Annotated in this window: 12 protein-coding genes; 9 read left to right on the forward strand and 3 right to left on the reverse strand. The window is 68.9% G+C overall.

Translation table 11 applies throughout. The annotated features are described in order from the left end of the window. Nucleotides 1-80: 80 nt before the first annotated feature. The gene (locus HMPREF9062_RS02095) at nucleotides 81-2,618 is read left to right on the forward strand and encodes a lantibiotic dehydratase (protein ID WP_009748355.1); all 2,538 of its coding nucleotides are present in this window, start codon (nucleotides 81-83) and stop codon (nucleotides 2,616-2,618) included. Further along, nucleotides 2,615-3,568 (forward strand): lantibiotic dehydratase C-terminal domain-containing protein, encoded by a 954-nt coding sequence (locus HMPREF9062_RS02100; protein ID WP_009748356.1) that lies wholly within the window; start codon nucleotides 2,615-2,617, stop codon nucleotides 3,566-3,568. Before HMPREF9062_RS02095 ends, HMPREF9062_RS02100 begins: the two co-directional genes overlap by 4 nt. A 122-nt stretch (nucleotides 3,569-3,690) precedes the next feature. Here HMPREF9062_RS02100 and HMPREF9062_RS02105 read toward each other — a convergent pair whose 3' ends face one another. Continuing rightward, nucleotides 3,691-4,002 (reverse strand): hypothetical protein, encoded by a 312-nt coding sequence (locus HMPREF9062_RS02105; RefSeq protein WP_009748357.1) that lies wholly within the window; start codon nucleotides 4,000-4,002, stop codon nucleotides 3,691-3,693. Between the two features lie 76 nt (nucleotides 4,003-4,078). Here HMPREF9062_RS02105 and HMPREF9062_RS02110 point away from each other — a divergent pair, with 76 nt between their 5' ends. The 5 genes from HMPREF9062_RS02110 to HMPREF9062_RS02130 all read left to right on the forward strand — a co-directional run bounded on the left by HMPREF9062_RS02110 (nucleotide 4,079) and on the right by HMPREF9062_RS02130 (nucleotide 8,492). Continuing rightward, a complete protein-coding gene (locus tag HMPREF9062_RS02110; protein WP_034253543.1) occupies nucleotides 4,079-5,221 on the forward strand; it encodes a sensor histidine kinase in 1,143 nt (380 codons plus the stop codon). Beyond that, a complete protein-coding gene (locus HMPREF9062_RS02115) occupies nucleotides 5,218-5,946 on the forward strand; it encodes a response regulator (RefSeq protein WP_216584402.1) in 729 nt (242 codons plus the stop codon). The genes HMPREF9062_RS02110 and HMPREF9062_RS02115 overlap by 4 nt, the downstream gene beginning before the upstream one ends. A 145-nt stretch (nucleotides 5,947-6,091) precedes the next feature. Beyond that, nucleotides 6,092-6,991: an ABC transporter ATP-binding protein gene (locus HMPREF9062_RS02120; protein ID WP_009748361.1), complete on the forward strand. Its 900-nt coding sequence runs from the start codon at nucleotides 6,092-6,094 to the stop codon at nucleotides 6,989-6,991. Beyond that, a complete protein-coding gene (locus HMPREF9062_RS02125) occupies nucleotides 6,988-7,740 on the forward strand; it encodes an ABC transporter permease (RefSeq protein WP_009748362.1) in 753 nt (250 codons plus the stop codon). Before HMPREF9062_RS02120 ends, HMPREF9062_RS02125 begins: the two co-directional genes overlap by 4 nt. A gap of 5 nt (nucleotides 7,741-7,745) precedes the next feature. Beyond that, the gene (locus HMPREF9062_RS02130) at nucleotides 7,746-8,492 is read left to right on the forward strand and encodes an ABC transporter permease (RefSeq protein ID WP_009748363.1); all 747 of its coding nucleotides are present in this window, start codon (nucleotides 7,746-7,748) and stop codon (nucleotides 8,490-8,492) included. Between the two features lie 612 nt (nucleotides 8,493-9,104). Here HMPREF9062_RS02130 and purB read toward each other — a convergent pair. Both purB and HMPREF9062_RS02140 read right to left on the reverse strand, forming a co-directional pair. Then, nucleotides 9,105-10,550 carry an adenylosuccinate lyase gene (gene purB, locus HMPREF9062_RS02135; protein WP_034253546.1) on the reverse strand — a complete coding sequence of 482 codons (1,446 nt, stop codon included), beginning with the start codon at nucleotides 10,548-10,550 and terminating at the stop codon, nucleotides 9,105-9,107. 389 nt (nucleotides 10,551-10,939) lie between these two features. After that, nucleotides 10,940-12,262, reverse strand: a complete 1,323-nt coding sequence (locus HMPREF9062_RS02140) for an aminopeptidase C (protein WP_009748365.1) — start codon at nucleotides 12,260-12,262, stop codon at nucleotides 10,940-10,942. Nucleotides 12,263-12,371: 109 nt separating this feature from the next. On the opposite strand from HMPREF9062_RS02140, the gene HMPREF9062_RS02145 reads away from it, so the two are divergent. Together HMPREF9062_RS02145 and HMPREF9062_RS13075 are read left to right on the forward strand one after the other, a co-directional pair. Beyond that, nucleotides 12,372-12,980 (forward strand): class I SAM-dependent methyltransferase, encoded by a 609-nt coding sequence (locus tag HMPREF9062_RS02145; protein ID WP_009748366.1) that lies wholly within the window; start codon nucleotides 12,372-12,374, stop codon nucleotides 12,978-12,980. Nucleotides 12,981-13,098: 118 nt separating this feature from the next. Further along, on the forward strand, nucleotides 13,099-13,493 hold a 395-nt coding region (locus HMPREF9062_RS13075; protein ID WP_034253552.1), incomplete at its 3' end, for a hypothetical protein.

The following is a 13,493-nucleotide window of genomic DNA, read 5'->3' on the forward strand; positions in this document are numbered from 1 at the left end:
CATCCGCGGCGTCGGCGCCGCCCGCCCCGGCATCCGCGGCGTCGGCGCCGCCCGCCCCGGCATCCGGCCGTCCGGCCCTGATGCTGCCCACCCTCGTGCGCCTGGGCGGGCTCCCCGCCTGCGCCGTCCCGCGTCCGCAGAACGCCCTGATCGCGGCCCTGGAGGAGGTGCGCCGCCTCGACCGGGAGACGGAGCGGGCCGCCGGGCGACTCCTCGACCCCCTGTACGAGCTCATCCCGCTGCTGGATCGCGACGAGCGACGAGCGGTCCTGCACGCCAAAAGGAAGGTGTTCCAGTCACGCGCCAGCGGCCTGTCGGCGCGGGTGCGGGCCGGCCTGCCCTCCGACATCGGCGCCATGCTCATCGACTGGGACCGCCTGATGGCCCAACGTCGTAACGCGCGCACCCGCCTGGACAAGGCGGTGGCCGCCGACCTGGAGAACAGCCGCGCCCTACTGGCCCACAGCCTCGACGACCCCGACTACCTGCGCTCCGTGGCCATAGCCGCCCCCGCCCTGGTGTCGACGCTGGCCAGGCGCGGACGCAGACTCGACGATCCGCGTGTCCTGCGCACGCTCTACTCGCTCGCGAGTCGCACCGCCCTGAAAACCAGCCCCTTCTCCGGATTGACCACCGTCAGCGAGGCGGGCCGGCCGGCCCGCGGACGTCGCCGCTGCACTGTGGCGCTCCACCTGGCCCACGGCATCCTCATGGCCGTGGCCCGCGACCTCGACCCCGCCGGCCATCTGCGCCTGGAGGCCGCGACCGTCCGCGACGACGTCGTCCCGGCCGGGACCGACAAGGGGGAGGCGGCGGGCCTTGCGACCGACCCGGTCGGAGCGGCCGACGCCGCCCGACCGGCCACGGGCCCGGCGCTGACCGTCGTCGCCGAACACGACTACGCCAACGGCATGATCTTCCGACGCGAGGAGATCCAACCCGCTCGGTGGCTCGCCGCCGCCCACGACCGCCTGACCGGCGGGCTCACCGACGCCCCGCCGGTGAGCGTGCGCGAGGCCGTCCGACTCGTCGGCGGCCGGGACCCGCGATTGCGCCTGCGCCGTCTGCTCGCCTCCGGCGCCGTGCGCCCGCATCCCCCGTGGGCGCGCGGCGAGGACCCCTTCCCCGCCCTGGCCGCCACACTTTCCGAGAGCCAGCGGGGCGCGTGGGCCGAGGACCTCGGCCGACTGGTCGAGCTCGGGCGGGCCGTCACCGTTGAGGACGGGACCGATCGGGCCGAGAGGCTCGCCGACGCCGGGCGCCTGGCGCAGCGGGTCTTCCCCGACCACGAACTGGGGGCCAGGCCGGCAGGCCTGCTCTACGAGGACTGCGAGTCCCGAGGGGAGCGCACCGACCCGATGGAGCAGGTGACCTTCCGCCGGGACGTCGAGACCCTGGCCGGGCTCGTCGACCCGTGGGTGACCCGCTCCCGCATCTACGACCTCATGGTGGAGCGGTACGTCGCCCGGTACGGGCGCGGCGGGGTGTGCGAGGACCCGCTCGCCTTCTTCATGAGTCTGGCGCACGCCCCCGACGGCGATGCGCAGATGCTGCGCGCCGCAGGGCAGGACCTCGCCTCCGGACCCGACCCCGAGCGCGCCGCCATGCCCGGTGGGGTGTCGGCCTCGCCGCGGCACATGGGCGCCTACCTCCAGCCGGTCGTCGTCGGCCGGAGGGCCTCGGCCGACGACAACCGGACCGACGAACCCGCTGGTGCGGGCAGCGGCGGACGTCTGACAGTGGTCAACGCCTTCACCAACGGCAACGGTGCCCTCCAGGCCCGCTTCCATCGGCTGCTCGGCAGGCAGTACCGCCAGCGCCTGGCACGAGGGATCCGCGCCGCCTGGGGCATCGACCGGGTACTGGAGATCCAAGTCTCCACGGACTGCAACACCGCCCAGGCCGTCTCCTGCGGCGTCCTGCCTCCGCTCGGCCTGCCCGGCGAGCCCGAGTCCGCGCAGGCCGTTCCCCTGAGCTCGCTGCGGCTCGCCCATGACCCGCGCACCGACACTCTGTTCCTGGCCGACGCCCGGGGACCGGTCGGGCTGGCCTACCTCGGACTCATCTCGCAGCACCGCCTCGGGGGATATCTCGCCTGGCTGGTTCTTCTGAGCGACCCGTGGGCCCGGTTGGCGCCCATGGCGGACCACTGGACCAGCCGACGTCGGCGGATGGACCCGCTGCCGGACGAACCGGTTCATTCCCCGCGGACCGTTCACGGGCGCCTGGTCACTCGGCGGCAGTCATGGATCTTCCCGGCCGGCCACGTGGCCGGGCTCCTGGACCGGGATTCGGCGGCGACCCTCGTGCGAGTCGCGAGCCTGCGCGAACGCTGGGGGATCCCCGCCGAGGTTTACGTCCACCAGCATCGAGGACCGGACGCGGTCTCCCGCGCCGCCACCTTCGATGAGCACAAGCCGCGCTACGTCGACTTGCGCTCTCCGGCCTCCCTGCTGGCGCTGCACGGCTGGATCGACCCCGCCGCCGAGCATCTCAGTCTCATCGAGGCGCTGCCGGCCCGCGACCAGCAAGCGGGGGTCACACCTTCCGGTCGGACGACGGCGCTGGAGTACCTCGTCGGCCTGCAGTGGCCCAAGAACGACGGAGACGTGCGATGAGAGCGCTCGACGACGGCGTCGACGGGATTCGCGACACGGACGGGATGGCCGTGTCCTCCGGGCCGGACGGGACGGCCGCGGTCGGACGGGGCCAGCAGATCGACTGGCTGTACGCGCGCATCTACTGCGCCGGCGGAGACGACACGGATGCGCTGATGCCTCGCCTCGCGCACTGGCTCGACGCGGTCCGTGCCCACTGGCCCATCCGCTCGGCCCACTTCCTGCGATTCGTCGACCTGCGCGGTCACCACCTGCGTTTGCGGGTCCAGGCCGCTCCCGACACCCTGGATGAGGTATTCGCACGCCTCGACATCCTGGACGCCGCGGCCCGTCGCGCCCCCGTGCGCGCGCTCGAGCGCCTCGTCTCCGATCCGCTGACCTCCGGCGGCGGGAGCGGGCGCCCCGGCGTTGCATGCGCCGTGTACGGGCCCGAGTACGCCAAGTACGGCGGTCCGAAGGGGGCCGAGGGGGCCGAGAGCCACTTCGACATCTCCAGCCGCTGGTGCTTGGACAACCGGGTGTGGAAGGTCCCGCGACCTGTGGGGAGGGTCGGCCTGGTCGCCCGCCTGCTGGCGAACGCGGCCGTTGCCGGGCCGCTGCCCGCGGACGAGCTGCTGGCGGCCCACCTGCGCATGTGGGGGTACCGCCTGCCCGAGCGTCTGCGCGACGGGGCCGCGCTGGGGGCCGTGGTGCGGCAGGTCCTCGAGTTCCCCCTGAACGGAACGCCCGGCTGGGAGCACGCCGACGAACTGACTTCGCAGGTGGCCGACGACGCCGCCCGCACCGTAGGCCGGATCGGTGCGGGCGCAGGTGGGCGCCGGGCGCTCGACCTGCTGCACATCGATGCCAACCGCCTCGGCGTCAACCCGGCCGAGGAGTGCGTCGCCGGCGTGTGCGCCCGGTACCTGCTCGGCGGACTCGGCGTCGCCGGTGCCTCGGCGCGGGGATGAGCGTCCGGAGCGCTCAGAGGCTGAGACAGGCTGAGACTCTCGACGCCGTCGGAGGACCGGGCGGCTCCGCCGCCTTCATGGCCCTCCATCGCTCTCGCTCGTGTCGGTCAGTTCGCTTCGTATCAAAGATTATTAGTGCCGGGTTCGTTGGTGAGCGGAGGTTCAAGGAGGAGAGGGTTGGGCAGGGCCGAGTGGTGGATGGCGTTCAAGGCGTAGAGGGCTCCGGCGGTGCCGAGCATGAGGCCGCGCACGCTTATGACCCCGTAGGTCAGTCCTGGTCGAAGACCGTCGGTTTGGATTCGCCGAACCAGATTGTTTTGGTAGGAGGCGAGCAGCTTGTGGTTCTTCATCTGGGCGACGACCGGGGCTAGGATACTCGCCTTCTTGATAAGGAGGTTGGGCTGGTCCGTGGCCTGAGTGTCATTGTGGCTCATACTTGAGTATGACGACTGTCGTATGAATTCTGGGTGGATGTCGTCGGGGGAGGGGCGCCGAGGCTAGACTGCGAGCATGGTGAGTGTGTCGCGTGCTCGATGGCAGGTGGACGCGGCGTCTGCCGTCGCCGCTGTCCTTGTGTGCCTGGGACTGGGCGTGTCGGGGCAGCCGGACTGGCTTTGGTCGGCGGTGATGGCGGCGGTGCTGGTGCTCCGTCGCACGTTGCCGTGGGTGTTCGCGAGCGCTGTCGCGGCGATCTCCTGTGCGCATCTGCTGGTTGACAGCAGGTTGTTGTTCCCCGGTGACCTGCTTGTTCTGGTTGCGGTGTACACGGTGGCGTCGTACGCGTCGGTACGGGCCCGTCGGGTCGGTCTTGTGACGGGCGTCGTCTACGTAGGCGTCCTGCTTTTTAGGGTCGTGCTCGGCGAGGGCGTGCGCAGCTCGCCTCGAGGCTTCTCTCCCGTCATCGTTATTGTCGCCTGCATGATTGCTTCCTGGTCCGTGGGATTAGTGGAACGTCAGCGTCGGGAGGCCCTGGCTGAGGCCGAGCGACGTCGGGTTCTCGCCGAGCACGACGCCGAGGCCCGGATCCGTCTGGCCGCTTACGAGGAGCATGAGCGTATGAGCAATGACATCCACGATGTGCTCGCGCATACCCTGACCGGGATCATCGTGCAGGCGGAGAGCGGGCGGGCTATCTCCGTCGACGGCGAGCCGCGTGAGTTGTTCACACGCATCTCGCAGACCGGACGAACCGCCCTTGATGAGGTCCGGGGGCTTCTGGCCTCCTACGAGGAGAGTCCCGGCACGCAGCCCTCGCCGGGTCTTGAGGACCTGGGTAGTCTGCTCGCAACCTTCGAGCAGGCCGGGCTCAATGTTCGGCGAGTCGACAGTGGGGAGCGTGTGGACCTGCCGCAGGGGATGGCTCTGGCGATCTACCGAGTCGTCCAAGAGTCCATGACTAATGCTCTGCGTCATGGCAGCACCCGACAGGCCAAGCTGACGCTGGAGTGGACATCGCAAGAGCTGACGGTGACGGTTGTCAACCCGCTCAAGGACGACGTCGATCTGGCGGCTGTCGAGCACTGTCGAGGACTCAGCGGCATCCGGCGTCGCTGTGCCCTGTACGGTGCGCAAGCACAGATTCGCGCTGGGGAGGAGTTCACCGTCAAGACCGTGTGGCCGCTCGCTCCTGGGCCGGCGGGGAAGGTGTCGTGAGCTCAACGAGTCAGGTGATCACCGTCCTGATCGTCGACGACCAAGGGCTGGTGCGTGACGGTTTCACGCGTATCGTCGACGCGCAACCGGCGATGCGTGTTGTGGGCGTCGCCTCCAACGGGCGTGAGGCTATCGCTCTGGCGCGCGCCAGACGACCTGACGTCATCTTGATGGATGTCAGGATGCCGGGCGTCGACGGGATAGAGGCGACGCGCACGATTGTTCAGGAGGACGAGAGCATTCGAGTCCTGGGGCTGACGATCTTCGATAATGACGCCTATGCCGTGCGGATGCTCAAGGCGGGTGCGACCGGTTTCGTTCTCAAGGACAGCACCGCCGACCAGCTGGTCGACGCGATCCGGTCGGCTCACCATGGCACGCTGACGGTGGCTCCTGCTACCGGTCGGCGTCTCCTGCGCAGGCTCGTGGAGCACGAAGCGCCCCGGCGCGGAGCGCCGGCCTTGCGGGAGCTCACTGACCGTGAAGCCACAGTGTTTCGTCTCGTGACGTCGGGGATGTCGAATCTGGAGATAGCGCAGCACCTGTGTATTTCGGAGGTGACGGTCAAATCTCACGTTGGACGTGTTCTGTCCAAGCTTGGAGCTCGGGACCGTGTCCAGCTGGTCCTGTGGGCGCACCGCAACGGGGTGCTGCCCGTCTCGTCCGAGTCGGCGGGCGGTCCGGAGGGTCCGGGGGGCGGGGACGCGTCCGATCGCGGTGCCTGACTGTGACGTGACGGGCCGGACCCGGTCCTACCTTCGGTGCAGACTCCTGCGCAGGTATCGGTCAGGAATCGTCTCCGGGCACGATTCACGCCGTCCGAGTCGGCGGGCATGATGAGGACCATGCCACGCGGAACGAGGATCTGACATGAGTGCCGCCATCACTACGTCGAACCTGACGAAGCGCTTCAAGACGCATGTCGCCGTCGACTCGCTGAACTTGGACGTGCCGCAAGGAGCGATCTACGGGTTCCTCGGACCGAACGGGTCCGGGAAATCGACGACGATGAAGATGCTCCTCGGTCTCACCCGGCCCACTGAGGGCGAGATCAGAGTCTTCGAACAGGACCTCACGCCCGCCTCTCGTACACGAATGCTTCCGTCCATCGGATCGATGATCGAGGCCCCTCCCGGTTATGGGCACCTCACCGGGCTGGAGAACATGAGGATCGTGCAGGACATGCTTGATCTCTCCGCCGTTCAGATCGAGCACGCCCTGGAGACGGTTCGGCTGACCGAGCACAAGAACAAGCTTGTGCGCAACTACTCACTGGGTATGAAGCAGCGCCTCGGGATCGCTATGGCTCTGGCGCGCGACCCTGCCCTGCTGATCCTCGACGAGCCGACGAACGGTCTGGATCCGGCTGGGATCGAGGAGATCCGTACCCTGCTGATCAGGCTTGCCGGGCACGGAATCACCGTCATGGTCTCCAGCCACCTGCTCGACGAGATCGACAAGATGGCGAATGTCCTGGGAATTCTCGCGAACGGGAGGATGATCTTTCAAGGTACTCGTGACCAACTCTTCGAACACTCGATTCCCGATCTTGTCATTGAGACGCCCGACGCCCGGGCCGCCCTCGCGCAGGGGATCACGGCGACCCCCATCGCGGAAGGCATCCGGGTCAGCGGCCTCGGCAAGGACCAGACCGCTGAGCTCGTGTACCGCCTCGCGGTCGCGGGTGTCCCGATCCACGGTGTACGACGGGTGCAGCAGAGTCTGGAGGACGTGTTCATGGACCTTACCGGGCGCGGGGGGCTGCTGTGAACCGGGCGATCCGACTCGAGCTCCGCAAGATGCGTCGCCTGCGTACCGGGCTGACCACCACGGCCCTGGTGCTCGCCGTCGTCGCGCTGTCGAGCATCTCACTGTTCTCCGGCAGCACGCGTCGAACTTTTGACGATCCCGAGGCTATGCCTTGGGCGACACTGATGATGTCGTACGCCTTCATGGCGGCGATGACCTCACCCATTCTCACCGCGGTCCTGGCCAGCCGGCAGACCGATATCGAGCACTCAGGCGCCGGCTGGCAGCTCGCCGCCACCGCCGGCTACAGCCCTGGTGCACTGTGCCGAGCCAAGCTCGCCGCGCTCAGTCTCGTCCTGACTCCCGCGGTCATCGGGCAGACGTTTCTCGTCCTTGCGGTCGGGGCGCTCGTCGGCATCCACGTGCCGATCAACGCCGGCCCCTGGGTCGGCTACACTCTCCTTCTGCTCCTGGTCGACATTGCCTTCCTGGCGCTGCACATCTGGCTGGCCTGCGTCGGCGAGAACCAGCTCATGAGTGTGGGGATCGGAATGCTCGGCGCCTTCCTCGCTGTGTTCACGCTGCTCATGCCCGGTGCCGTCGCGCGCTTCATACCCTGGGGTTACTACGCGATGATCTCCTACGTCGGTCAACAAGGCGACAACATTATCTACATTACCCCGGACTATGTCTGGATCGCCGGCTTCCTCCTTCTCGTCGGTGTCGTATTCATTCAGATGACACGCCGTCTTGACCGGACTGAAAGGTGAGACTTGTGTTCCGCGCAGAACTCATTAAGCTCAAGCGATCCTCCATCTGGCTCATAGCCCTCGCCCTTCCGCTCCTGGCGGTGATCACCGGGACCATCAACCTGGCTAACAACCCTGACGCACTCAACGCCGGCTGGGCTTCCTTCACCTCTCAGGTGACGCTTTTCTACAGTCTCTTGTTCTACTCCATGGGTATCGCTCTGCTTACCGCCACCGCCTGGCGCATGGAGCACCGCGGGACCAACTGGAACCTCCTGCTCACCGGTACCCGGCGCCCGGCCCGGCTCGTGCTCGCAAAGGTCGTCGTTATCGCGGTCCCCGTTGCGTTCATGCAGCTCGTTCTCGTTGGCGGCACCGTTGCCTCCGGCGTCGTTGTCCTGCGCCTTGACGGGGCCGTCTCGTGGCAGTTCGCCGCCGTCGGTGCGCTCTCCGTGATCGTGGCGCTGCCCCTGATCGCGTTCCAATCCATGCTGTCGATGCTGCTGAAGTCCTTCGCTGTCCCCGTGGCGATCTGCTTGTTGGGGTGCGTCGCCAGCATAGCCGCCGTCACCTCAGATGCTCTCCACCCACTCAGCTATGCATTACCGCAGGCACTTAACACTCGCACCTTGAACCTCGGCTCCACGGCGTTCGCCGGTTCCGGCGGCCTCACTGGTGCCGACGTCGCCCCACTACTGGGGGCGGCGCTGGTCCTCACTGCCACAGCCATTGGCCTCACAACGGTTGCCATGCGCGTCATCAAACTTCGTTAGTGGATGTCATGGCGGAACCGAGAGTGCGGTTCTTGCGTTAGGACTGTCGATTCCTGAGGATCGGGGGCGCGGTCCTGCGCCCGCGCATGAGAGGCTCGAGTGTTCTCGGCGCCTGGGACCCTGCCGTGCAGAATCGCCTTCCCCTGCCATTGCGGAAAGCCCATAAACCCATGTACGCCAACGGCTGCACCTATCCGCGATGATTCCTTCCGCCGTCCCATCGGACGGAGAGGGAGTGGATCGCGGCCCCGAAGATCCGCTCGTCCTATACGGGTCTTGGATGACAACATTTGTATTGCCTCCGGCCTCGGATCCTGAAGAGCAATGCCTTTACCTTCTCAGCCGCTTTCACTGCCCACCCATCAGGGGCAGGAAATGCAGCACCGAATGATGAGGCAACAGAATCGGGGGTATTCGGGGCGGCGTTCGCGCTCTGAGAGACGGCACCGCCGCCGCGGCCTGTGCCGGCCATCGCCGGCTGAGGACCACCCGGCGGTACGCCCGCAGGCCGTCAGCCACGTCCTCAACGGAGCCGTAGACCCGACGCACACCCGTCCCACCATTCGAGATGCCGCTGAGGCGCGGGCGGGGTGTGCGCCGATGCGGCCGGTGTCAGTCGTCCAGGTGCCCGACCAGTCGGGCGGCCAGGCCCGTGTAGGTCGCGGGCGTGAGGGCCAGCAGCCGGGCCTCGACGTCGTCGGGCATCCCCAGGCCGGAGATGAAGGCGCGCATGGCCTCGGGAGTCACCCGCTTGCCGCGGGTGAGCTTCTTGAGCCGTTCGTAGGGGTCGGCCATGCCGGTCGCGCCGGCCACCGACGCCGCCCGCATCGCCTGCTGGACGGGTTCGCCGAGGACCTCCCACGTGGCGTCGAGATCCGCCTCCAGCCGGGCGGCGTCGACGTCGAGCCCGGCCAGACCGCGCCGGATGTTGTCGATCGCCAGCAGCGAGTGCCCCAGGGCGGTCCCGATGTTGCGCTGGGTGGTGGAGTCGGTCAGGTCCCGCTGGAGGCGCGAGGTCACCAGCGTGGCGGCCAGCGTCTCCAGCAGGGAGCAGGAGATCTCCAGGTTCGCCTCGCCGTTCTCGAAGCGGATCGGGTTGACCTTGTGCGGCATGGTGGAGGAGCCGGTCGAGCCCTGCGTGGCGAGGCGCTGGCGGAAGTAGCCCAGTGAGATGTAGCTCCACACGTCGGTGGCCAGGTTATGGGCGACGCGGTTGAAGCGGGCGATGTCGCAGTAGAGCTCGGCCTGCCAGTCGTGGGACTCGATCTGGGTGGTCAGCGGGTTCCAGACCAGTCCCAGCCCCTCGACGAAGGTGCGGGAGACCGACTGCCAGTCGGCTTCCGGTACGGCCACGACGTGCGCTCCGTACGTGCCGGTGGCGCCGTTGAACTTGCCCAGATACTCGGCGCTCTCGACGCGGCGCACCTGGCGGGTCAGGCGCCGGGCGAGGACGGCGAGCTCCTTGCCGAGCGTCGTCGGGGTAGCGGGCTGGCCGTGGGTGCGGGCGAGCATGGCGGCGCCGGCGTGCTCGCGGGCCATGGCCGTCAGGTCGGCGATCAGACCGTGGGCGGCCGGCAGCCAGGCCTCCTTGACGGCGGAGCGCACCGTCAGAGCGTAGGCGAGATTGTTGATGTCCTCGCTCGTGCAGAAGATGTGGACGATCTCGTGGACGGTGGGCAGGACGGTGGGCCCTCCGTCGGCACCCGACACCGACGGGTCGTCGCCCGCCGCGTCCAGACGTCGCTTGAGGAGGTACTCCACGGCCTTGACGTCGTGGCGGGTGACGGCTTCGACCTCGGCCAGCTCGGCGATCTCGGCCGCGCCGAAGGAATCGACGGTCCCGCGCAAATAGGCCTTCTCGGATTCGGACAGGCGCGGGGCGCCGGGCAGGACGTGGTGGTCCGTCAGGTGGATGAGCCACTCGACCTCGACGGCCAGGCGGGCCCGATTGAGGGCGGCCTCCGACAGGTGGTTGACCAGTGGTGCGGCCACGGCGCGGTAGCGGCCGTCGAGAGGGCCCAGGGCGATGACGGGGGAGACGGTGGAGAGGTCGACCATGGGGTTCATTATGGGGGCGGTGCGGATCGCAGGCTCGCCGGCGAGCGCAGCGCTGGGTGCGGGAGGTGGAGCCGCACTGGTTCGAGACTGATGCCGGGCAGTGCCCGCGCGATCGATGCGGGCCCGCCGAGGTCGGCCGACGTGTCCAAATCTGCCACAAAGGACTTGTTCTGTACCATGCTGCGCACCGCAGATCGTTGAGATAACGCGGATCATCTACGCTTTCGAATGTACAAAAACGGCCTTTGTGACAGATTTGGACAATCGAGAACAATCGGGAGTCCGCCGACGGGGTGGTGCCCCGGTCCGGGGCACCGGGCGCCCGTGAGTCGAACGGGCCGCCGAGCCTTCCACCGCCCTCGCCCCGGGCTCGTCTCCGCCGTTCCGGCTCAGAACATCGGGTCCCAGCTCGGCAGCATGACGGGCTCGACCTCCAGCGCCGCGCGGACCTCGTCCGGCAGGCGGCTCGCCCGTACGACCACCTGGTAGACGTACTCATCGAACCACGAGTCGTTCATCGTGTGGAAGCCCTTCTCGCCGAGCTTGTCGCCCCAGGAGTTCTCCACACGCCAGCGCCGCGGCGCATTGTCGAGGAGGTCCACGCCCGTCAGGCACATGGCGTGGGTGAGGGCGGATTCGCGCGCCACCAGCCGCTCCGCCTTAGTCATGGACAGCTCGACCCCGTACAGGCCCTCGTAGTCGTGCAGGGCCGCGTCCCAGACGCCCGACTTCTTCTCGCGCTGCTTGGCGACATCGCAGGCGAACCACACCGGTTCACCGTCCTGGATGGCGGCGATCGCGGCCGCCTTGAGAACATCCAGAGCGGCGGTGACGTGCTCCTGGGTGGGCTCGCCCACCATGAGATCGGTGCGCTCAATACCGAACCGGGTGTTGACGGGGATCTCGGGGCGCGGGTCGTGGGCCACGACGACGAACTCCTCCAGCCCGGCCGCGTAGCGCTCGGCGAATTCGCGCGGGGTCAGCGTCCCGACGCGGTGGAAGACCTTGTCCTTGTCCCGGTACTGCCACATGAACTCGGTCGGCGGGGTGCCCAGATGGATGGCGAGGAGCCGGTGGACGTCCTCCATCGCCGCCGAGCGGACCGGCTCGGGGTCCGCCCCGGCGGCCACCGCCGCGCGCAGGCGCAGAGCCGCGCGACGCAGGACGGTGGCCAGGTGGGCGTTCATGGCGTCCGAGTCGGTCGCCGAGTGGGTGTCCGGCATGGCGGCGTGGGGGACCATCCCGTACTTGCTCACCAGTCGGGCGAACTCGGGCCACCAGCCGCCGTCGCTGATCGGCTCGCGCAGGGTCTCAACCACTTCCCGGTCGCTCAGCGGACGCTCGGCGTCGTCGACGGCGCGGTGCAGGAAGGCAGCGGCCTTCTCCAGCTTGTCATGGAAGTAGATGAAGTTCTGGCTCAGCTCCAGCGAGTCGACAGTCAGCTCTTCGATGAGGGAGGCGCGCAGGACGTTGAGGCCGGCGAAGGCGCAGCAGCGGCCCGAGCGCTTCTGGTCGGTAACGATCGCGTCGGGGATGAGGTCTGAGACCGAGGTGTCGATCGAGGCGATGACCCGGCGGTCCACGGTGAGTTTCTCGACGTCTGTGGTGGCGACCGCGTTGCCGGCGACACGTGCGGCGGGATCGGCACTGACGGCGGCGTTGCGAGTGTCCACCCAGGCGGGGTCGACGGCGTGGGAGCGGGGATCGATCATGGCGAGAGGGTAGCGCGGCCGCGGCGAACCGTCCGAACCGGCCCTCTTCCCCGGTTTCCCCCGGCGGCGGGACCGCAGTCGCTAACCTCGACCCGTGAACGAGCGACAGATGCAGTGGGAGGCGCGTTACGCCGCCGTCGACAGGCTGTGGTCCGGGGATCCCAACGACTGGCTGCCCGAGCTCGCCCTCGGCTGGGAGCCGGGCCGCGCCCTCGACCTGGGCTGCGGGGAGGGCGCCGACGCCGTCTGGCTCGCCGAGCACGGCTGGGACGTCACCGGCCTCGATCTGTCGGCCACCGCGATCGCGCGCATGCGGGCCCGGGCGCGCGATCGCGGCCTGGCGGGGCGCGTCCACGGCCTGGTTCTCGATGCCACCCGCGAACGTCTGCCCGCCGGCCCCTTCGATCTCGTCGCCGCCTTCTACGTCCACGGCGGCCCCATGCCCGGCTCACTCGACCTGGTCGAACTGCTGACCCGGGGTGCGGTTCTTGCGGCCCCCGGGGGTCGGGTGATGACCGCCGTCCATTGCGTCAACCCGCCCTGGCACCGCCACCACGCCCGCACCTACACTCCCGCTGAACTGCTCGCGGGCCTGGCGGGGGCGACGAAGGGATGGCAAGTCGAGGTCGCTCAGGAGCGGTGGCGGGAGGTCCCCGGTCCCGACGGCGAGGCGGGTCGGCGCTCCGACGCCGTGATCTGCCTGCGCCGGCCGGTGTGAACCGGGCACCAAGAGCCCGGCCTCCGTCCGGGGAGGGACGCCGGCCTTTCGACACTCGCGCGGGCGGAGCGGCACGCGGGCTTCCGCTCGCAGGGAGACGCGAGGGCAGGATGGGAGCATGAACGCCCATGAGTCCGGCCCGCCCGACGATGCGGCCTCGCCCGGCCGGGGGGCCGAGCACGATTCGCCCGGCCGGGGGCTTCAGCCCGAGGCGGGCCCGGGGGACGAGATCGCCGGGCCCGGGGCCGACCACGTGGATGGCGTCCGTTCGGGGAACGGGGCGGCCCTCGGCTCCGATCCGGCATCCGAACCCGACCCGGTTCCGGGGTGGATCGCCGATCTCGTTCCGGTGGCCGACGACGCCCGCGCCATCCTGCTCGCCGACCGCGTGGTCCTGGCCGCGGGGGTGCCGCTCGCCCTGGTCCTGGGCTGGGCCGGGGCGAGGCGGGACGTCGGTCATCTTCCGATATGGGCGGGTGCGCTCATGGCGGCGGCCGCCGCGGCGGTCGTCCT

Source organism: Actinomyces sp. oral taxon 448 str. F0400 (assembly GCF_000220835.1).
In the GTDB taxonomy this organism is placed as follows: Bacteria; Actinomycetota; Actinomycetes; order Actinomycetales; family Actinomycetaceae; genus Actinomyces.